This is a genomic window from Yinghuangia aomiensis (assembly GCF_039542225.1).
GTDB lineage: Bacteria > Actinomycetota > Actinomycetes > Streptomycetales > Streptomycetaceae > Yinghuangia > Yinghuangia aomiensis.
In genome coordinates, this window is the sequence record NZ_BAABHS010000005.1 from 184,610 (window position 1) to 203,039 (window position 18,430).

At 71.1% G+C, this 18,430-nt stretch carries 21 protein-coding genes; 15 read left to right on the forward strand and 6 right to left on the reverse strand.

All coding sequences use genetic code 11. The features are described from left to right. The first annotated feature begins 4 nt into the window (after positions 1-4). Complete coding sequence (locus ABEA93_RS08800) at positions 5-871, forward strand: hypothetical protein (protein WP_345674788.1); 867 nt, start codon at positions 5-7, stop codon at positions 869-871. Beyond that, a complete protein-coding gene (locus ABEA93_RS08805; protein WP_345674789.1) occupies positions 868-1,572 on the forward strand; it encodes a hypothetical protein in 705 nt (234 codons plus the stop codon). The genes ABEA93_RS08800 and ABEA93_RS08805 overlap by 4 nt, the downstream gene beginning before the upstream one ends. 14 nt (positions 1,573-1,586) lie before the next feature. Here the strand turns inward: ABEA93_RS08805 and ABEA93_RS08810 are convergent, their stop codons facing one another. Beyond that, on the reverse strand, positions 1,587-2,405 hold the full coding sequence (locus tag ABEA93_RS08810; protein WP_345674790.1) for a uracil-DNA glycosylase family protein: 819 nt from the start codon (positions 2,403-2,405) through the stop codon (positions 1,587-1,589). Between the two features lie 32 nt (positions 2,406-2,437). Between ABEA93_RS08810 and ABEA93_RS08815 the strand changes: the two genes are divergently transcribed. Next, positions 2,438-2,671, forward strand: coding sequence for a hypothetical protein (locus ABEA93_RS08815; RefSeq protein WP_345674791.1), 234 nt, complete (start codon positions 2,438-2,440; stop codon positions 2,669-2,671). A 35-nt stretch (positions 2,672-2,706) separates the two neighbouring features. Here ABEA93_RS08815 and ABEA93_RS08820 read toward each other — a convergent pair whose 3' ends face one another. After that, positions 2,707-3,036 carry a LysM peptidoglycan-binding domain-containing protein gene (locus ABEA93_RS08820; protein WP_345674792.1) on the reverse strand — a complete coding sequence of 110 codons (330 nt, stop codon included), beginning with the start codon at positions 3,034-3,036 and terminating at the stop codon, positions 2,707-2,709. Between the two features lie 164 nt (positions 3,037-3,200). On the opposite strand from ABEA93_RS08820, the gene ABEA93_RS08825 reads away from it, so the two are divergent. The 5 genes from ABEA93_RS08825 to ehuA all read left to right on the forward strand — a co-directional run bounded on the left by ABEA93_RS08825 (position 3,201) and on the right by ehuA (position 7,305). Next, positions 3,201-3,707 carry an OmpA family protein gene (locus ABEA93_RS08825; protein ID WP_345674793.1) on the forward strand — a complete coding sequence of 169 codons (507 nt, stop codon included), beginning with the start codon at positions 3,201-3,203 and terminating at the stop codon, positions 3,705-3,707. Positions 3,708-4,070: 363 nt separating this feature from the next. Next, entirely contained in the window at positions 4,071-5,024 is a 954-nt protein-coding gene (gene ehuB, locus ABEA93_RS08830; protein WP_345674794.1) for an ectoine/hydroxyectoine ABC transporter substrate-binding protein EhuB, read from the forward strand. Positions 5,025-5,049: 25 nt separating this feature from the next. Then, positions 5,050-5,748, forward strand: a complete 699-nt coding sequence (gene ehuC / locus ABEA93_RS08835) for an ectoine/hydroxyectoine ABC transporter permease subunit EhuC (protein ID WP_345674795.1) — start codon at positions 5,050-5,052, stop codon at positions 5,746-5,748. Continuing rightward, the gene (ehuD, locus tag ABEA93_RS08840; protein WP_345674796.1) at positions 5,745-6,407 is read left to right on the forward strand and encodes an ectoine/hydroxyectoine ABC transporter permease subunit EhuD; all 663 of its coding nucleotides are present in this window, start codon (positions 5,745-5,747) and stop codon (positions 6,405-6,407) included. The genes ehuC and ehuD overlap by 4 nt, the downstream gene beginning before the upstream one ends. Positions 6,408-6,483: 76 nt before the next feature. Further along, positions 6,484-7,305 (forward strand): ectoine/hydroxyectoine ABC transporter ATP-binding protein EhuA, encoded by an 822-nt coding sequence (gene ehuA / locus ABEA93_RS08845; RefSeq protein WP_345674797.1) that lies wholly within the window; start codon positions 6,484-6,486, stop codon positions 7,303-7,305. A gap of 4 nt (positions 7,306-7,309) precedes the next feature. Here the strand turns inward: ehuA and ABEA93_RS08850 are convergent, their stop codons facing one another. Beyond that, positions 7,310-8,014 (reverse strand): hypothetical protein, encoded by a 705-nt coding sequence (locus ABEA93_RS08850; protein ID WP_345674798.1) that lies wholly within the window; start codon positions 8,012-8,014, stop codon positions 7,310-7,312. A 105-nt stretch (positions 8,015-8,119) separates the two neighbouring features. On the opposite strand from ABEA93_RS08850, the gene ABEA93_RS08855 reads away from it, so the two are divergent. After that, positions 8,120-8,317 carry a hypothetical protein gene (locus ABEA93_RS08855; RefSeq protein ID WP_345674799.1) on the forward strand — a complete coding sequence of 66 codons (198 nt, stop codon included), beginning with the start codon at positions 8,120-8,122 and terminating at the stop codon, positions 8,315-8,317. Positions 8,318-8,350: 33 nt separating this feature from the next. Here ABEA93_RS08855 and ABEA93_RS08860 read toward each other — a convergent pair whose 3' ends face one another. Beyond that, a complete protein-coding gene (locus ABEA93_RS08860) occupies positions 8,351-8,596 on the reverse strand; it encodes a YgaP-like transmembrane domain (RefSeq protein ID WP_345674800.1) in 246 nt (81 codons plus the stop codon). Between the two features lie 434 nt (positions 8,597-9,030). Between ABEA93_RS08860 and ABEA93_RS08865 the strand changes: the two genes are divergently transcribed. Further along, positions 9,031-11,190 (forward strand): hypothetical protein, encoded by a 2,160-nt coding sequence (locus tag ABEA93_RS08865; RefSeq protein ID WP_345674801.1) that lies wholly within the window; start codon positions 9,031-9,033, stop codon positions 11,188-11,190. 82 nt (positions 11,191-11,272) lie between these two features. Here ABEA93_RS08865 and ABEA93_RS08870 read toward each other — a convergent pair whose 3' ends face one another. Both ABEA93_RS08870 and ABEA93_RS08875 read right to left on the reverse strand, forming a co-directional pair. After that, positions 11,273-12,496: a sulfotransferase family protein gene (locus tag ABEA93_RS08870; RefSeq protein WP_345674802.1), complete on the reverse strand. Its 1,224-nt coding sequence runs from the start codon at positions 12,494-12,496 to the stop codon at positions 11,273-11,275. An 89-nt stretch (positions 12,497-12,585) separates the two neighbouring features. After that, the gene (locus ABEA93_RS08875; RefSeq protein WP_345674803.1) at positions 12,586-13,704 is read right to left on the reverse strand and encodes a DUF1214 domain-containing protein; all 1,119 of its coding nucleotides are present in this window, start codon (positions 13,702-13,704) and stop codon (positions 12,586-12,588) included. Positions 13,705-13,886: 182 nt separating this feature from the next. Here ABEA93_RS08875 and ABEA93_RS08880 point away from each other — a divergent pair, with 182 nt between their 5' ends. From ABEA93_RS08880 to ABEA93_RS08900, 5 genes are all read left to right on the forward strand, one after another. Continuing rightward, positions 13,887-14,498, forward strand: a complete 612-nt coding sequence (locus ABEA93_RS08880; RefSeq protein WP_345674804.1) for a TetR/AcrR family transcriptional regulator — start codon at positions 13,887-13,889, stop codon at positions 14,496-14,498. A gap of 193 nt (positions 14,499-14,691) precedes the next feature. Beyond that, complete coding sequence (locus tag ABEA93_RS08885) at positions 14,692-14,994, forward strand: hypothetical protein (RefSeq protein ID WP_345674805.1); 303 nt, start codon at positions 14,692-14,694, stop codon at positions 14,992-14,994. A 238-nt stretch (positions 14,995-15,232) separates the two neighbouring features. After that, a complete protein-coding gene (locus ABEA93_RS08890) occupies positions 15,233-16,042 on the forward strand; it encodes an SAM-dependent methyltransferase (RefSeq protein WP_345674806.1) in 810 nt (269 codons plus the stop codon). A 166-nt stretch (positions 16,043-16,208) separates the two neighbouring features. Further along, on the forward strand, positions 16,209-17,201 hold the full coding sequence (locus ABEA93_RS08895; protein WP_345674807.1) for a DNA cytosine methyltransferase: 993 nt from the start codon (positions 16,209-16,211) through the stop codon (positions 17,199-17,201). Positions 17,202-17,318: 117 nt separating this feature from the next. Further along, positions 17,319-18,383, forward strand: coding sequence for a DNA cytosine methyltransferase (locus tag ABEA93_RS08900; RefSeq protein WP_345674808.1), 1,065 nt, complete (start codon positions 17,319-17,321; stop codon positions 18,381-18,383). The last annotated feature ends 47 nt before the right edge of the window (positions 18,384-18,430 follow it).

An 18,430-nucleotide genomic window follows, 5' to 3' on the forward strand; every position in this document is an offset into this window, starting at 1 on the left:
CGCCATGGACGAGAAACCCAGGCGGCATCCGGGACCGGTCTCGCGCACCGGCGTCCTGGTGGCACTGACGCTCCTCGCGTGGGGAGGGCTGCTGCCCGCGGCCTTCGCCGACGATGTCATCGCGCCGACGTATCCCCCGGCGCCGGGGGCGACGTCCTGCTGCTACACCCCCGCCCCGACGACCGCGCCGACGAACCCGGCCTACACCACCCCGCGCGCGACCCGGCCGCCCACGCGCCCGCCGCGTTCGCAGGCTCCCTCACGCAGCGGCGTGCCAACCGCCCCGGGTGCCGGCGGGCGCGCGGTGCTCGTTCTGGAGCCCCGGAGCGGACGTCCCGGAACCTCGGTGACGGTCACCGGCTCGGCCTTCGTGGCGTGCGCCCCCGAAAACCGGGTCGACTTCCTGTGGGACGGTGCCGGAATCGATCCCTTCCGGGTGGCCGTTGCCGCGAACGGCGGCTTCCACACCCGGCTGACCGTACCCCGGAGCGCCGCAAAAGGCAGTCACTCGCTACGCGTGCAGTGCGGCCAAAAGGCCTACGCTGCCGCCGCCTTCGAGGTGACCGCGGAGAGCTCGACCGCCGCCTCGGCACCGGGCGTGGTCGGCACCGGCGGCGGGGGCACCGGCTTGCTGATCGGGGGGCTGGGCGCCGCCGGACTCCTGGCCGCCGCGCTGGTCGCGTACCTGGGCTTCTTCCGCCTCCGGCGCGGACCGCGGTGGGCCCGCACCCACGTCCACGCCGTCATGCGCCCGGGCTTCGCGCCGGACGGCGTCCAGGACGTCGACGACCCGCCCGGCCGGAGCCGGACGGTACGGCTGGAACCCCGTCCGGACCCCGGCGACCACACCATCGAGGAGAAGGACCGATGACCACCGCTCCCCCGCAGCCCGCGTCCGTGCGCGACCTGCTGTTCGGCGACGACGGCGCGTCGGCCGCGCAGGCCTTGGCCGACGCGGCACGCGAGCACGAAGTCGCCGCCATGCTCACCCACGGCGCCGGCACGCTGACGGATTCCGCGGGCCACGTCGTCGAGCAGGAAGTCGCCTCGGTGGTCGACGGCTTCCTGAGCCTGGACCTGCTCGACCTCGCGGTGGCCGGATGGCGCAAGCACCGCTCGCTGGCCGAGGCCGCCCGGCGCACTCGCCAGGACCCGGGCGCCGAGGAAGTCGTCGCGCTGGCGACCCACAAGGTCACCTCCACGCACCGCCCCAGCGTCGACCTGACCGTCGACGGCGCCCGGGTCGGCACCGTGGAACTCTGCCTCACCGTCGCCTTCGACATCCGCGGCATGGTCGCGGTCGTCCGCGACGCCCGCTTGATGTCGCTGCAATGCGGGACGTGCACGACCACCGGGACGCTGGCGATGGAAGAGGCGGTCGTCGCCAGCCGCCGGTGCGCCGTGGACCTCCCCGGCCGCCTGCGGCTGAGGTCCGGCGTGCCGCTGCTCCCGCCACCCGACGCGTCCCCGCCCGGCACGGCCGGGCCCGCAGGGCCGCCACGACCCCCGACCGCGCCTCCGCCGGCCCCACCGACCGCACCTCCGGCTCCGCCGTCTTCCGGCCCGGCCTAGTTCGAGGCCGCCGGTCACGCGGGCCGTTCGTCCTCCGGGATCCGCACGAGGATCGTCGCGCGCTTCTCGGCCGGTGTGGCGCCCTGCCGGGAAGCCCACGGTTCGTCGGAGCGCATCCAGGCGGGCAGGCCGGGCGGCAGGTCGGCTTCGGGGATGACGGCGAGGTCGGCCGGGGTCAGGTCGCTGCCGTAGCGGACGAGCGGGGTGGGGGTGTCCGGGTTCGGGACGGCACCGGCGAGGGCGTCGAGGGCGGCGTTCCAGTCCGCGAGCATCTTGGCCATCGCCTGGGCGCGGTCGGTGCCGGAGGCGGCGGCGCTGTCCGGGTAGGTCGGGTGGATGATGTGCCGGTACGCACCGGTGTAGGAAGTACCGTGCGGCGAAGTCGACTTCCAGGCCTGGTAGGCCGTGTCGGCGAGGGACCCCAGCGCGACGACCACGTGGATGTCGTTGTCGGCCATGACGGCGTCGAGCCAGGCGTTGCGGTAGTCGGCAATGGCCTGGTCGTGGGCGTGCGCGTTGCCGCCGTGCTGGCCGTACACGCTGTAGAGGTACGTGTTGACCATCGTGTAGCCGGCGGTCACCCCGAGCTTGGCCAGGAACCCCTGGATGCGCCGTCCGGCGGTGCCGACGAGGATCCGCCGGGCGATGGCCTCGTGGGCCGCGGGATCCTGGCCGATCACCAGCACCTTCGCGGTGCCGTCGAGCCGCCCGCGGTGGAAGACCGGCCCCCACTCGGTGCGGAAGTCGCCGCTGGGGTAGGTCTCGTCGCCGGGGTGGCGGCGGACCAGCGAAGCGTAGGGCTCGCGGCCGTAGCCGGGGTCGAAGTCGTGCACCGGGGCTCCTGTTGTTGCGTGGTGTCCTTCGAATGGGCGCTTGGGGTGCGGCCGGGTCGCGTGACAGCCTTTCCCTCGCGGGCAAGCACGTCCAGCACGACTGGCTGGGCAACGTCACCGCGCCGTTCCACATGACCAAGGGCGGCTACGTCGTCACCAGCCGCCAGGGCAAGGTCCACCAGGAGTTCGGCAAGGCCTACCCGGACTGGCGCAAGCACACCAAGGCCGCCGACACGGCCAGGTCCGCGCGGCGTGCGCGGACCTGAACTCGGTGTCCCGGCACGGTCGGACCTCGGCGAGGTCAGACCTTGGCCGGCATGGACTTGGCGACGATCAGCTTCTGGCCGATGTTGATGAGGTCCTTGTTGGGAATCTTGTTCCAGGTGACGAGCTGCGGGACCGTGGTGCCGAACCGCAGGGCGATGGCCGACAGCGTGTCGCCGGACTTCACCGTGTAGATCGTCTCGTGCGGGGCGTCGGATTCGTCGACGATGAGCACCTGGCCGATGTTGATGAGGTCCGGATCTGGAATTTTGTTCCATTTCACGAGTTCCTCGACGGTGGTGCCGAACCTGCCGGCGATCGCGAAGAGCGTGTCGCCGGACTTCACGGTGTATCGGGTGACATTCATTGTTGTGGTCATATTTGTCGCCCTACCCCGACTTCCGACGTGCGACGACCCTGCGCCGGTTTTACCGTGGCAGTGAGGGACGATGACCGGTCCGTGCGGGCAATCCCGGGCGGGGGGTGCGGACTTGCCCCTCGACACGCCAAGCATTTTGAGGAGTGACAGTCATGCCTGTCACGCTGCCCCCAGACCTTCACAGCCTGATCATCGACGGGTTCGGCGACCACGACACCGATGTCGGTGCGGCGTTCGACAACAGCTCGGAAGACGAGCAGCAGAAGATCCACGAGCAGGTGGTCGCCGCCGCCGTCGGCGCGGAAATCATCGAGGAGCAAGGCAAGTTCTGCGCGGTCACGATCATCGCCCACTCGGACCGGGTGGACAACGCGGCCTCGGCCGACGAAGCGCGCGCGGACGAGCTGGACATCAGCGTCCAGCGCGGCGACAACGCGGTCACCTGGCTCTTCGAGAAGATCCAGGGACTCCTGGAGGCGGCCGGGGCACCGGTCCCGCAGACGCAGGACGACCTGCAGTCCGTCAACATCTTCCGGGTCGCCGCCGGCGCGGCGCACCTGGTGGTGACCAATCCCGTCTCCGACGACGATCGCCGGCAGAACCGCCGGGTGGAGTTCGCGGTGGCGTCGTTCGCACCGGTCCCGGCGCCGGTCCTGTGACACCGGGGCGGCGGTGCGCCGCTTCCGGCGCCCGGCACAGGGGGCCCACGCGCCATCAGGACGCCGGACCACTTCTTTTGATCACGTCCCGATAACGGGACCGAACCACGAGGTCGAACACTTAGCCGGGGAACAAAAGTTACCTAACGTCCAAAAAAGGAAATATCGGGTGGCCGAGCGGCCGCGATTGGCAACGAACCGGCCACGACTCGCCGGAATGAGGTTTATTCGCGGCCTTTGGCACCCCGCCTGACAGCCCCTAACGTCGCACCTCGTTCCGGCCGCGGCACCCGCCGCTCCCGGCCGGAATGCCTGCTCGTCCGACGGCAGTGCCCGCTCGCCACAAGCAAGGAGATGCGCGGCTTGGCTGTCCGCAACGCCAGACCTCCGTTCCACCCGTTCACCGCCGGAATATCCCGGCGCCGCTTCCTGCGCGGCACAGCAGGAGCCGGGCTGGCGGTCGCCGCCGCCGGCACCGCGGTCGCGACCAGCGGATGCGCCCGCGTCGACCTCACCGACGAACCCGGCGGCGGCACGCTGCTCAAACGTTTGCGCGACCGCGGATCGGTACGCGTCGGCTTCGCCAACGAAGCCCCCTACAGCTTCCTTGACAAGAACGCCGATCTCACCGGCGAGGCGGCCGAGTTGGCGAAGGTGATCTTCGAGCGCCTGGGCGTTCCGAAGGTCGACCCGGTGCCCGCCGACTTCGGCGCGCTGATCGCGGGCCTGCGCTCCGGCCTGTTCGACATCATCGGCGCCGGGATGTCGGTCACGCCCAAGCGCTGCGAGGCCGTGGCGTTCACCGACCCGGAGTTCAACGCGTCCGAGGCGTTCCTGGTGCCCCGCGGCAACCCCAAAGGCCTGAAGACGATGGCCGACGCCGCGGCGTCGGGGGCCACCGTCGGCGTCCTGCTGGGCGCGGTGGAAGCGGACATCGCCGAGAAGAGCGGCGTCCCCGACGGGAAGATCGTGCGGTTCGCCGACCAGCCGAGCGCCTTCGACGGCGTGGCGGGCGGACGCGTGGACGCCGTGGCGCTGACCTCGATCTCGCTGCGCTGGGGGCTGAAGCAGCGGTCCGGCCTGAACCTGGAGGTCACCCCGCCCTACCGGCCGATCGTCGACGGCCAGGAATTCCTGGCCGCGGCAGGAGCGTTCGCGGTGCGGCCGGACCAGACCGGGTTCGTCGAAGCGTTCAACCGCGAACTGCACGTGCTCCGCGACAGCGGCGAACTGCTGCGCATCCAGCAGCCGTTCGGCTTCACCAAGGACGACGTGCCGGCTCCGGACCTGACCGCGGAGAAGGTGTGCCAGGGATGACCCGACGAAGCGGGGAGGCACGCATATGACCTCCGGACAGCTCAGGCTCCTGCTCGAAGGCGCCCTCAACACCATCTACCTGACCCTCGGCGGCACCGGGATCATGCTGGTGCTCGCCCTGGTCGCGGGCATCGCCCGTACGCACGGCAATCGCCCGGTCCGCTTCCTGGCCGGCTGCTACATCGAGGTCTTCCGCGGCCTGCCGGTGCTGGTCCTGGCGTTCTGGTTCGTGTTCGCCCTGCCCGCGCTCGGCTGGCAGCTCGCGCCGCTGTGGGCGGGCATGCTCGCACTCGGCCTCAACATGGGCGCCTATGCCGCGGAAGTCGTCCGCGGCGCGATCCAGGCGGTGCCGCCCGGGCAGACCGAGGCCGGGATCGCCCTCAACCTGTCGCGGTGGCAGCGCATCCGCTACGTCGAGGTCCCGCAGGCCTACGTCGCGATGCTGCCGCCCCTCGGCAACAACCTCATCGAACTGCTGAAGGCGTCCGCCGCGGTGTCGATCGTGTCGATCCCCGACCTGACCTTCAACGGCCAGCTCATCCGCATGTCTTCCGGTGAGACCACGCTGGTCTTCACCGGCCTGCTCTTCGGCTACGCGGTGATCGCGCTGGTGCTCACCGCACTCATGCGCCTGCTGGAGCGACGCGCCGTGCGCTCGCTGGGCCGCGTCCCCGAGCCGGGGATGCTGCGACGGATGCTGCGACGGGCGGAGGCGACGGCATGAGCTGGGACTGGGACTACGCCTGGGACATCGTCCCCGACCTGTGGGACGGCATGAAGGTCGCGCTTGAGGCGACCGCATACGGCTACCTGATCGCGCTCGCCCTCGGCCTCGGCCTCGCGCTCCTGCGGCGCTCGCGCCACCGCCTGGTGGCGGTGCCGATCGCGCTGGTCTCGGAGTTCGTCCGCTCGACGCCGCTCCTCGTCCAGCTGTTCTTCATGTTCTCGGTCCTGCCGACGATCGGCCTCGACTGGGAGCCGCTCACGGTCGGTGCGGTGACGCTGGGCATCCACTACGCGACGTACACCTCCGAGGTGTTCCGCTCCGGCATCGACAACGTGCCCGCCGGCCAGTGGGAGGCGGCAACCGCGCTGAACCTGCCGCGGCGGCGCGTGTGGACCTCGGTGATCCTGCCGCAGGCCGTGCCGCGGGTGATCCCGGCCCTCGCGAACTACCTGATCGCGATGTTCAAGGACACCCCGCAGCTCATCGCCATCACCGTGCTGGAGGTGTTCTCCACCGCCCGCGAGCTGAACGCGGAGACCTTCCGCACGCTGGAGCCGTTCACGATGGCGGGCCTCTTCTACCTCGTCGTCACGCTCGTGATGTCCGGCCTGGCGAAGCTCGTCGAACGCCGCTTCGGCCTGGTGAGGCAGACATGAGCCGCGTCCGGGAGCACGAGCCCCCGCACCCGGAACGGACAGACGACCCGCACGCCCCGGAACAGGAGGACTCCCGATGACGGAGACCGCAGCCGCCGAAGCGGCAGACGAGAGCAAGCAGCCGTCGACCGCCATCGTCGCGTTCGAGAACGTCGAAAAGCGCTTCGGCGACCAGACCGTGCTCGACAACCTGTGCTTCGACGTGGCACCGGGCGAACGCGTCACGCTCATCGGCCCCAGCGGCTCGGGCAAGACCACCATCCTGCGCATGCTGATGACCCTGACGCGCCCGGACAACGGCATCGTCCGGATCGACGGCGAGCCCCTGTTCCACGAACAGCGCGGCGACCGGCTCGTTCCCGCGTCGGACAAGCACGTCCGGGCCCTGCGCAGCCGGATTACCATGGTGTTCCAGCAGTTCAACCTCTTTCCGAACATGAAGGTGCTGCGCAACGTCACCGAGGCCCCGGTCCGGGCCCACGGCGTCCCCAAGGCCGAGGCCGAGGAACGCGCCGCGTCCCTCCTCGAACTCGTGGGCCTGCGCGACAAACTCGACGCCTACCCGGCGCAGCTCTCCGGCGGCCAGCAGCAACGTGTGGCCATCGCCCGCGCGTTGGCCGTACAGCCGGACATCCTGCTGCTGGACGAGGTCACCTCGGCGCTCGACCCGGAGATCGCAGCCGAAGTCCTCGACGTCCTCCGCGAGGTGGCCCGCACCACCGACGTCACCATGCTCTGCGTCACGCACGCCATGCGCTTCGCCCGCGACGTCTCCAACCGCGTCCTGATGTTCTGCGACGGCAAAATCGTCGAATCCGGTTCACCCGAGCAGCTCTTCGGCGACCCGCGGCACGAACGGACCCGGCGCTTCCTGAAGTCGGTGCTCGAGGAGGCGTGAGCCCTCATCCGGTCGCCAAGGGACGGGCCTTCGCCGCCGCCTGCGTGTAATAGGCGACGGCAAGCTGCGAGGAACCGCTTCCGACCTGGAAATAGACGTAGCCGAGGATCACCGGGCCGAGCTTCTCGACGGCCACGTAGCCGTTGATTTGGACACCCTGATAGGTGCCGTCCAGCCGCAGTGCGGCCGACCCGGGTCCGCCGAAGTTCATCGGGGTGCCGTCGAAGGTCAGCGCGGCGGTTCCCTCGCTGCGGAACGTCAGCGAGCGGCACTGGGCCACCGCGGCCCGCAGTTGCTCGTATCCATTGGCCAACGCGGCCTGGTCCGCGGTGGTGGCCAAGGTCTCCGCGAGGTAGGGCCCCTGGTCGCCTGCGGTGAACGCCGCCTCGACCTGGGTCCCCTCGGGGCCGGAGGGAGCATTCAGCATGCCCGCCAGGGGTTCGCAACCGGTCACCGTCGTCGCGGCGGTGCCGCCGGTGGACGTCGCGGGCGTGAACGGCGGGCCCAAATCCGCAGCCGTCAGAAGCGCCGCCTGCATCTCGGCCGCCGTGGGCGCGCCCGGATCGGATGCCGGGGCGCTCACGCCGGGTGCGGCGGCGACGTAGCCGGTGGAGCCTGCCGCCAACAGGCCCAGCACCGCCAGCAGCCCGGCGATCACCGGCCATCGCCGGAAACCGCGGAAGAAGCAGCCATGCCCAGGTCGAACCATGCCCATCGCCCGGCCGAAGTCCGGTGCGTTCGCGCACCACGATCAGTGACTCCAGTTTCCCACCGGTGACCGCCGCGGTCGCGCGGAAGGCGTCCGGGCGGGCCGGTGTCCGCCAACCACAGCCTGCACCCGTACATCGACGTGGTGGACGACGGGCTCGTGGTCGCGACCGAAGGCGAACGTGGGGTCATGGCCGCCGACGAGATCGGCCGCCTGACCGCAGACCTCGCCGCGACCGGCGGCTGGCGGGACGGGCTGCCCCAGGAACTGTTCACGGTCCGGTGGCTCGACCACGCGGGATAGTCGTCCAGCCCCCGACGCAGGGCTCCGCCGGGGTTACCGACGCGCGCGTCCCTCCGTCACCGTGCACGCGCGGAACGCCTTGCCCGCCACCGGCAGCCGCATCAGCGGGGCGATCGGGCAGAGGTCCAGGACGCCGGTCGCGAGCGGAAGGACACCGAACGCGGCCAGCGCCCACCAGCCGCCGCCGGCGCTCGCACCGGCGGCGATCATGGCCAGCCCCATCCCCGAGCGGACGACCCGGCCCTTCCGGCCACCCATGAAGACAACGAATCGGCGCATGCTCACTCCTCAGCCGCGGGCGCGGTGCCCGGCCACGATGTTCGAAAAATACCCCCCCGGGTATCGTCGAGCATACGGCATGGCTGCGGACGGGCCGTCGGAGCGGGAGGCCGCGCGGGCAACCCACCGAGCGGAGAACCCGCGCGGGCAGGCGGGGCGGGGGCTCCACCCTGACAGGCCGGGCCGTCGGGACGGGACGCCGTGCAGGCGATCCAGGGCAGACAGAGGAGGACTTCACGCGGGCAGGACAACCGTCGGGGCGGCCCCGCGCGCAGGCAGTCCCGGGCAGGCAGTCCCGGGCAGGCAGTCCCGGGCAGGCAGTCCCGGGCAGGCGGCGCGGCTGTCGCGCCCGCCGTCCGGCAGCCGGGTGGCGTTCCGGCGCGTCGCCGCGAGAGTCTCTTATTTGTCATATTTCCTCACGAATCATGGAGGGCATGCCGAGACCCATGCCGCCGTCCTCCCGCCGCTCCCGCTGGTGCGCCCTCGCCGCGGCGGGTCTCACCACCGCGGCGCTGATCACTCCGCAGACGGCCTCGGCGGGGCGGGCAGCGCCGCGGCCGATGCCCGAGGCGCCGAAGTCGGTGCCGACGCCGTCGGCCGACTCGTCCGTGATCACCGTCCGGACCGGCGGCGACCGCACCGGGGCGCAGACCGTGCGCGGGCTGCCCGGCGTGCGGCTCGCCCTGTTCACCCAGCCCGACAACGGCCCGCCGGTCGACATCGCCTGGGGCGAGTGCACGTCGGACGCCGACGGGGACTGCTCCTTCACCATCCCGCAAACCGGCAGCGGGCAGGCCAACGCGGGCCGCACGTTCCTCGTGGCGCAGGTCCCAAACGGGGTGCCCGACGGCTGGTACACGAACCCGGAACTGCGGGTCGGCCCCGGCAGCGGTTCCGACTCCGAGCACCCGGGCTACTTCTTCGAGACGCCGGGGATGACGGGCGGCACGACGTACGCCTCGACGGTGCCGGGCTTCATGCTGAGTTCGACGTACGGCACGAACTACAAGGCCTCCGGCGGCGTCTGGCAGAACTCGCGGAACAACCCGCGCCTCCCCGCGCACTGCGGCGTCGACGTCGCCCTCGTCCTCGACCTCTCGGCCTCGGTCGGCTCCGCGCTCCCCCAGCTCAAGGACGCCGCGAACACCTTCGCCGACGCGCTGACCGGCACCCCCTCGCGGATGGCCGTGTTCTCGTTCGACCAGGCGTCCCCGGCCACCAGCGTGTCCGCCAACCACCCCGAGCTTCGGCCGGTGTCGACGAAAACCGGGGCCACCGCCTTCAAACGGCAGTACGCGGACTGGACGCTCGGCAAGGGCACCAACTGGGACCAAGGCCTGTGGGCCGTCGCCCAGTCGCCCGAGCACTACGAGGCCGTCGTCGTCCTGACCGACGGCAACCCCACCCGCTTCGCCGACGACGCCCAAGGCGACGGCTCCCGAACCCACTTCCGGGACGTCGAGAACGGCATCTTCTCCGCCAACGCCGTCAAGGCCACCGGCTCCCGCGTCGTGGCGCTCGGCGTCGGCAAAGGCGTCGAAGGCGTGTCGGCCCTGAACTTGCGTGCCCTGTCCGGCCCGACCGCCTACGACGGCACGAACCCGGGCCGCGCCGACTACTACCAGACGGCCGACTTCGCCGCCGCGGGACAGCAGTTGCGCGACCTGGCGATGGTGCAGTGCAAGGGCAGCATCTCGGTCGTCAAGCAGATCCTCCCGGCGGGCGCGTCCGACGACGGCCTCACCGGCGCCGTGAACGCCGGGGCGGGCTGGACCTTCGACGCGTCCACCGCGACCGCGGGCATCGGCGGCATGCCGGCCACCGCGACCACGACGGACGACGGCACCGGCTCGGTGGCGTTCCAACCGTCCTTCACCACCGTGGACCACGGCGTCTTCACCATCGCCGAGACCCAGCACACCGACCACGAACTCGTCACCGTGGACGGGCGCAACGCGGTGTGCACCGACCTCGGCACGGGCCGCCCGGTCGACGTGGCCAACACCGGCACGACCGGCTTCTCGGTCGGCTTGGACGCCGGCCAGGCCGTCAGCTGCACGGTGTACAACCGGCCGGAGCAGACCACTCCGACGTCGACACCGACCCCTACATCGACACCTACGCACACGGCCAAGCCGACGTGGAAGCCGACGTGGAAGCCGACGTGGCGGCCGACGGGGACGCCTTCGCCGAAACCCACCTGGACGCCGACCGGGAAGCCGACGTCGAAGCCGACCGGGAAGCCGACCTGGACGCCGACTTGGACGCCGACGCAGCCGACCCATTCCCCGCGTCCGACCGATCCGGCCGATTCGCCGCGCCCGACCGGTCCGGCGCATACCCCGCGCCCGACGGCGTCGACGCATACAGCTGCCCCGCCCGCGCCGTGGTCGCCGGGGTCGTCTCCCGCGCCCCCGGGGCCGGCCGCACGGCCCGCACCTCCGGCACCTCCCGCGCCTCCCGCGGCGGGCGGCGGCAGTCACCTGGCCGGCACCGGTGCATCCATGCCTCTGGCGTGGCCGGCCGCGGCCGGTGCGGCAGCGTGCGCGCTGGGCACGGCACTGCTGGTCGTGACGCGCCGCCGACGGAGCTGATCGGGTAGCCCCGCACGCACCAGCCCCCGCGTCCCACGCCTCCAGCCCTCGCGCGTTCGTCCTCCGCGCGGGGGCTGCGGCGTCACTCCAACCGGATCCCGTAGTGGTCCGTGTACGGCCGCATCCGCTCCCGCAAGGCGGCCTTGTCGATGCCGAACTGCTCGGCCGTGTAGCTGTGCGTGCCGAGCGCGCCCTGCGGGCGGTTGGCGACGTAGTGGCGGATGGCGTCGGCATGGGCGCCGGTGAACGCGCGGCCCATCGTGGCGTACGCGCGCTCGACGGCGCCCGCCGGATCGGCCAGCAGGTCGGCGAAGTGCACGTCGATGATGCGGTCCGGGAGTTCGCCCGCGACGCGCCGGCGCATCACGTTCAGCATGATCGGGCACATACCGTCGTCGCTGCCGACCGCGGCCGGGTCGACGTCGTCGCTGCGGATCCAGCGCACGGTCGCGAGGGTGCTCGCGCCCGAGACGGTGGTCTTCACCGGGTCGCGGTGATTGTGGATCACCCAGGCGTCGGGGTAGAGAGCGAAGACCAGGTCCAGGGTGCCCAGGTAGACGGGTGTCTTGAGGACCCACGTGGCCGGGTCCTGCCCGTGCTGGAGGGCTTGCAGCACCGCTCGGTGGAACTTCATCGCCGCCATCGGGTCCGGGGCCCAGGTCGGGATGTCCGCGGCCATCCGCCAGTACATGCCGGCGAACGACGGCGTCTGCACGTGGATGCACTCTTGCGGGTAGACGGCCTTGAAGTCGTGGATGGCAAGGAACTCGGGCTGTACGTCGCCCCACAACTCGTACTCGCCCGCGGCCCGGTCGATCCGCTCCTCGCGGGAACCGCCGCCGACCGCACCGGGGTCGGCGATCTCCCAGCCGTTCGGACCGCGCAACGCCGGGTCGAGATCCAGGAGTTCGAGCAGGAGCGAGGTGCCGGACCGGGCCGGGCCGGTGACCAGCACCGGGGCGGCGATGGTTTCGTCGGCGACGCCCGGCCGCCTGCGCCGGTCCTCGGTGACCCACAGCCGCGTGCGCAGACATCGGATCATCTCGGCACGGGTCATGAGCCGGCCCAGCGCGTGCATGTTCGCGCTGTCGTCGATGGCGGCCGTCAGCGCCTTGAGCCGGGTCAGCCAGTCGCCGTCGAGGTCGCCGAAGTCGCTCAGCCCCGTCGAGTCGACGGCGGACTGGCACATCGCGTCGACGTCCAGCGGGACCAGCCGCTCCGCCCCGCCCGCCGCATCGCCCATCGCGTTGAAGTGCCGGACCCATTCGGGGCGCGGATACAGCTCGAACCGCCCGCCGTCTGCCATCGTCTGCTCCTGTCGTTCGGTCGTTCGGTCGTTCGGTCGTTCGTGCGTCCGCCGTGGCGTTTGGGGGGTGTCCGGCGTTGGAGGGTGTGTCAGCGTCCGGCGTCGAGGACCGCGTCGAGGTCCCCGGCCGCCACCACGCGGGCCGACGGCGGGTCGACGACCGCGTCCCGGGGGCCGACCCAGCGCAGGATGAGCACGCCGTAGCGGTGCCCGGCGGTGTCGAGCCAGTTCGGGTGGACGGGGCGGCCGTGCGTGAGCACCAGGCGGATCGAGCCGTCGGACTCGGGCGTGACCTCGGCGTTGGTGCGGCTGGTGGGCCTGCTGCGGTGGTTCAGGGTCTCGTGGAACCGCGTCATCACGGCGATGTTCCAGTAGACGGCGTCGAGTGGCTGGAGATCGACGACGAGCGCCTCGTCCTCGCCGAGGTCGTACGTGGCGAGCATGTAGAGGTTGTCCATGCCGCTCACGTCGGCGCCGAGGGCGTCGGAGTTCGTGATGACGAACTGGTGCGGGGTGTCGAAAAGTTCCGGATGCACCATACGGTTCAGCGACGTCATGAACCGGAACGCGCCGGTGGCGCCGCGGATCCCGGCGGCGATCTCGCCGTCGCGGTGCGGGACCAGCGCGAGCTGCTCGGCATCGTCCAAGACCTCGACGGCGTACGTGGCCAGGCTCTCCACGCTGCGGTCGCCGATGAACTGGCGGATGAGGATCGAGTACGGCCCCTCGGGCGTCTTGATCCACGTCCCCGCCTCACTCGGCTCGGTCGGCGCGAGCACCAGCGTGAAGTCCCCGCTTCCGTCCAGCCCGAGCGAACTCCGGTTGCGGTAGTCGAAGGTGCTGCGCCGTTCCCCCGCCGCCGCGGTGAACGTCATGCTCAGGTGGGCGACAGTCCCGGCGTTGCCCCGGATCCGGTAGCGGTGTGCGCCGTTCAGCCGGAGCGAGTCGTACTCCGCGTCCGGGTTGTCGCCGCCGACCTTGCGGCCCGGGGTGTCCATCCGGGTGAAGTGCGGGGCGCGCGGGTGGCCGTCCGCGGACACCTCGACGGACATCGCCAGCACCCGGAGCAGCATGAGCGCGGCCTGCGCCGCCTCGTCCTCGGTACGGGCGTCGGCGAGGACCCCGTCGAGCCGGGTGCCGATCGCCGCGTGCAGTTCGCGCAGCGCGCGGACGCTCTCCAGAGCTTCGTAGGCCGTCGTCTCGCTCATCGTCGTCTCCTGTTCGTGGCACGCCGAGTTGCACGCCGTGTCCCACCGGCCGCGTTAACATACAAGGTGTATGGAAATAGGTGAAGGGCCGGAGACGCCGAATCTCCGGCCGCCGACCGGCATCAAGTAGCGTCGCCCGGGGGCGATCCGGGCCCTTCCGCGCGCACACTCGGGAGATCGTGGTGACCCAGGAACACAGCACCGCGCGCGGCCCGCGCCCCGCCGGCCGGCCCCGCGACCTCGAACGCCACCGCGCGGTCCTCACGTCCACCCGCGCGATCCTCGTCGCGGACGGCTACCCCGGCGTCACCTTCGCCGAAGTCGCCCGCAGCGCGGGCGTGACCCGGCAACTCGTCTACCGGTGGTGGCCGACCAAGGCGGCCCTCGTCTCCGAAGCCATGTTCGCCGCCGAGGCGACGACTTGGCCGAGCACCTTCCCCGGCCCCCTCGACCACGACGTCCGCACCTGGGTCGACGCCATGGTCACCCACGCCGCCCGCCCGGACGTCCGCGCCGGCGTCCGCGGCCTCCTCGCCGAAATCGGCACCTCCGACACCCTGCCCGGCCTGTCCAAGCACCTCATCACCCCGATCCGCCACTCCCTCGACGCCCTGCTCACCGCCGCCCAAGCCCGCGGCGAAGCCCACCCGGACATCGACCCGGTCCTCACCACGGAGACCGTCACCGGCGCCATCACGATGCACTTGCTCCTGGACCGGGCGGAGCCCGCGGTGATCACCTCGCATTTGACACAGCTGCTGACGTGGGCGTTCGCCGGGACGGGGGGTTCGTAGGCGTTGCCGCCGACACGCGGAGCGCCGAGCGCGGGGCGCGAGCACTCGACGCCCGCCGGAATCGCCCACCTGCTTCCGAGCGGAGAGACCGCATTGCGGCTACCTGCCGACCGCAGCAAAAGGTCAGTGCCCACCCGGAATTGGCCGGCAAGTACCGGCCCTCGATCCACGGCCGCATCTACACTGAGTAGCCATGCAGCCACTCGAGACGAACGAGCCGCCGGGCCGAGCATGGGAAGCCGATCCCTCCGCCCGTCTCGTACGCCGACTCGGCAAGTCCGCCGCCGAACTGGGGCAGACCGGCGGCCGAGACGGCTGCCCTGACATCTGGGAACTCGACAACGGCGACATCGCGGTGATCGGCCGGGACCTCACCTCGGAGTATGCGCAACGTCTACCCGACGACGTCACCGTCGCCGCGGACGAACGGCTCGTGGTCATTCCCGGAGCCATGCTGCGCGCCGCCAAGCCGGACATCGCCGATGCCGGGCGCTGAAACGCTCGTCCACAAGCAAACCCCAGGTACCGCGCGCGGCGATGGGGAGCGGTTGCGTCATCTCGTGCGTCGGCGAGTCCGCGCAGCTGTCGCTCGGCTCCTGGAGCCGCCGCGACCGTTCGGTTAGTCTGCCCCCGGCGTGGCGCTGTCGCGCCATCAACAAGCAGACGGGGGAACGGCGTTGGAGACACCGGACACGGCGGCGCGGACAACCGCGGCGGCAAGCTCGAGCGATCCCATGCGCGACTGGGACCCCACCGGGATCGACGTGTCCGTACCGAGCGTCGCGCGGGTGTACGACGCGATCCTCGGCGGCAAGGACAACTTCGAGGTCGACCGGGCGATAGCCGACGAGACACTACGGGTTCTCCCGGGTGCCCGCATCGGTGCGCAGGCGCACCGCGCGATGATGGGGCGCGGCGTGCGGTTCCTCGCCGAGCAGGGCATCGACCAGTTCCTCGACCTGGGCTCCGGGCTGCCGAGCGGCGAAAACACCCACGAGATCGCCCAGTCGGTCAACCCCGAGGCCCGTGTCGCGTACATCGACAACGACCCGATCGTCCTCGCCCACGGGCGCGCGCTGCTCGCGAACAACCCGTACACCAAGGTCGCCACCGCGGACCTCCGCGATCCCGCCGACGTTCTGTCTCGCCCCGAAGTCGCCGGCCTCCTCGACTTCTCCCGCCCGATCGCCCTGCTGATGCTCGGCGTCATCCACCACGTCGGCGACGCCGAAGACCCCAACGGCGTCGTCGCCGCCTACCGCGACGCCGTCGCCCCCGGCAGCTACCTCTACCTCACCCACTTCTGCGCCAGTGGCCCCGAGGCGGCCGAGATGGAGAAGCTGATGCTCCGCAGCCTCGGCAGCGGCCGCTTCCGCACCTCCGCCGAAATCGAGGCCTTCTTCACCGGCTTCGACCTGGTCGAGCCCGGCGTCGTCCCCCTGGTGGCCTGGCGCCCCGCCACCCCGATCACCGACCCGCTGCCGCCGTACCAGCGGGTGTCGTGGGGCGGGATCGGGAAGTTGCGGAGGATGACGGGGGCCTGACACCGGGACGTACGCGTCCGTCTCGCCGCCGACAACGTCGAGGCGGGGAGTCGGCCACGCGGGCCCGCCGGCACGCTCGGCCTCGAAGATATCCTCGTCACCGAATCCCGGTCCCGCGGACTACCCGTGCCGCACCACTCCGGCAAAGGCCGACGACGGGGGAGCAATGACCAGGTTCACATCACTGGAGCTGTGCGCCGGATCGGGCGCGCAGGCACTCGGCCTGGAACGCGCCGGGTTCGACCCCGTCATGTTGATCGACAACAACGAGTTCGCATGCCGCACCATCGGGCTGAACCGACGCGAGTGGGATGTTCGGTGTCGGGATCTGATGAGCTTCGACCCGTTGGACGAGGACGAGCCGGACCTGCGCAAGGTGCTCGACGTCGACCTCGTCAGCGGAGGCATGCCACGGATCAAGGCCGCGGCCGCGGTGGCCCGCCGCGGGGGAGACGACCACGAGCGGGCGCTCTTCAGGGCCGCGGTCAGTGTGGTGATGGCGGTCCGGCCGAAGGCGCTGATGCTGGAGAACCTGGAGGGGCTGGTCCGGAGCGACGGCTACGCGGAGGATCGGTCCTGGGTGGAAGCGGAGCTGGAGCACCTTGGGTATCGCCCCTTCTGGGAGGTCCTGGACGCCGCGGACTTCGGCGTGCCACAGCACCGACGGAGCGGATTCCTGGTGGCCCTCGCGGACGACTACGGGCACCGATTCGCCTGGCCCGAGCCGATCGCCGCGCCGACGCCGACGGTGGGCCAGGCACTCGGCCCGTCGATGGCCGCCAACGGATGGCCCGGCGCGGAGCAGTGGGCTGCGCGAGCGGATCGACCCGCGCCCGCCCTCGTCGGAGGCTCGGACAACCGCGGTGGCGGGGATCTGGGACCGACCGGCAGCAAACGGGCATGGGCGGCGATCGGTGTGGACGGCGCCGGCCTGAGCGACGCGGTCCCGTCGGCCGAGTTCCCGGTCGACGGCACGCCCCGACTCAGCTTGCGGCAAACGGCAATCGTCCAGGCAATACCGACGAACTGGCAGATCTACGGTCGGAAAACACGTGCTTACCGACAGATCGGAAATGCGTTGCCCCCGCCGGTCGCGGAAGCCGTGGGGCGATCGATCGCGCGTGCGCTGTGCGGTGTCACACCTTCCGTCCACAGCTGAGCGGATCTCTTTCACGTCGCCGCCACAGGCCGAATAGCATGGCCCGTCGCGACCCCGCGATCCGGGCCGGGACGCTCCCCGTTCCACGATCCGCCATCCGCACAGCAAGGAAGCCACATGTCCACGCCGTTCTCGATTGTCGATCTGTTCGCCGGGCCCGGCGGACTCGATCTTGCGGCGCGGCAACTGGGCATTCCCGCGGTAGGCATCGAGTGGGACCCCGGTGCCTGCGAGACCCGCAAGGCGAACGGCCTGGCCACGAAATCGGGCGATGTCCGCGAGTCCGGGCCCGCGCTGTTCACACAAGCGAATGTCCTTGCGGGCGGGCCCCCGTGCCAAACATTCACGGTGGCCGGGAACGGCAGCGGGCGAAAAGCCTTGGACCAAGTCTACGCGTTTGCCAAGCGCCTCGTGGCCCGTGAAGCGCTGAAGACGATCCGCGACGATCTCGAAGAGCTGGGCGACGAACGCACCGGCCTCGTTCTGGAGCCGCTGCGCTGGGCCTTGGAGGCCCGCGACGCAGGCCGCCCCTTCGAGGCGATCGTCCTCGAGCAGGTCCCCGCGGTCCGCCCGGTGTGGGAGAGGTACGCCGAGTTGCTCGAGGACGAGGGCTACACGTGCGCGGTCCCCAAGGTCCTGCGCACGGAGGAATACGGTGTCCCGCAAACCCGCCGTCGCGCGATCTTCATTGCCCGCCTACGCAACTCGACCCACCTGCCCGGCGTTCCGCGCATGCCCCAGCCCACGCACGACGTCTTCAACCCCCTGAAGAAAGCTCGGGCCGCCCGTCTGGTCAGCCCGACGGCCCCCGTGTCGATGGCCACCGCGCTCCCGGAGCGACCGGCCCCATTCGTGGTGATCTCCAACTACGGAACCGGCGGCGACCCGAAGGCCCGTGGGCGTCGCTACTCCCACGAGCCGTCGGCGACCGTCACCGGCAAGGTGTCCCGGAACCGGGTGGAGGCGCCCGACGGGACCAGCACGGATCGGTTCAGCACATCCGAGATGGGGCAATTGCAGACATTCCCTGCCGCACCTGACTGGAAGTGGGCAGGTAAGGACATTTCTCAGCAAATCGGAAACGCTGTACCGCCACGCCTCGGCATGCACATCCTCGCGGCCGCCCTGGACATCCCCCGGGAGGACCTCGAGGCGGCGATCCGGAAGCACTACGCGTACTGACCGCGTCGATCGTCGAGTCTGCTCGGTGCGGGCCCGACGTCCGCACC

Coding starts and splice junctions, on each gene's coding strand:
- ABEA93_RS08800 (WP_345674788.1), top strand. CDS start 5: ATGGACGAGAAACCCAGGCGGCATCCGGGACCGGTCTCGCGCACCGGC.
- ABEA93_RS08805 (WP_345674789.1), top strand. CDS start 868: ATGACCACCGCTCCCCCGCAGCCCGCGTCCGTGCGCGACCTGCTGTTC.
- ABEA93_RS08815 (WP_345674791.1), top strand. CDS start 2,438: ATGGGCGCTTGGGGTGCGGCCGGGTCGCGTGACAGCCTTTCCCTCGCG.
- ABEA93_RS08820 (WP_345674792.1), bottom strand. CDS start 3,036: ATGAATGTCACCCGATACACCGTGAAGTCCGGCGACACGCTCTTCGCG.
- ABEA93_RS08825 (WP_345674793.1), top strand. CDS start 3,201: ATGCCTGTCACGCTGCCCCCAGACCTTCACAGCCTGATCATCGACGGG.
- ehuC (WP_345674795.1), top strand. CDS start 5,050: ATGACCTCCGGACAGCTCAGGCTCCTGCTCGAAGGCGCCCTCAACACC.
- ehuD (WP_345674796.1), top strand. CDS start 5,745: ATGAGCTGGGACTGGGACTACGCCTGGGACATCGTCCCCGACCTGTGG.
- ehuA (WP_345674797.1), top strand. CDS start 6,484: ATGACGGAGACCGCAGCCGCCGAAGCGGCAGACGAGAGCAAGCAGCCG.
- ABEA93_RS08850 (WP_345674798.1), bottom strand. CDS start 8,014: ATGGTTCGACCTGGGCATGGCTGCTTCTTCCGCGGTTTCCGGCGATGG.
- ABEA93_RS08860 (WP_345674800.1), bottom strand. CDS start 8,596: ATGCGCCGATTCGTTGTCTTCATGGGTGGCCGGAAGGGCCGGGTCGTC.
- ABEA93_RS08865 (WP_345674801.1), top strand. CDS start 9,031: ATGCCGAGACCCATGCCGCCGTCCTCCCGCCGCTCCCGCTGGTGCGCC.
- ABEA93_RS08870 (WP_345674802.1), bottom strand. CDS start 12,496: ATGGCAGACGGCGGGCGGTTCGAGCTGTATCCGCGCCCCGAATGGGTC.
- ABEA93_RS08875 (WP_345674803.1), bottom strand. CDS start 13,704: ATGAGCGAGACGACGGCCTACGAAGCTCTGGAGAGCGTCCGCGCGCTG.
- ABEA93_RS08885 (WP_345674805.1), top strand. CDS start 14,692: ATGCAGCCACTCGAGACGAACGAGCCGCCGGGCCGAGCATGGGAAGCC.
- ABEA93_RS08890 (WP_345674806.1), top strand. CDS start 15,233: ATGCGCGACTGGGACCCCACCGGGATCGACGTGTCCGTACCGAGCGTC.
- ABEA93_RS08895 (WP_345674807.1), top strand. CDS start 16,209: ATGACCAGGTTCACATCACTGGAGCTGTGCGCCGGATCGGGCGCGCAG.
- ABEA93_RS08900 (WP_345674808.1), top strand. CDS start 17,319: ATGTCCACGCCGTTCTCGATTGTCGATCTGTTCGCCGGGCCCGGCGGA.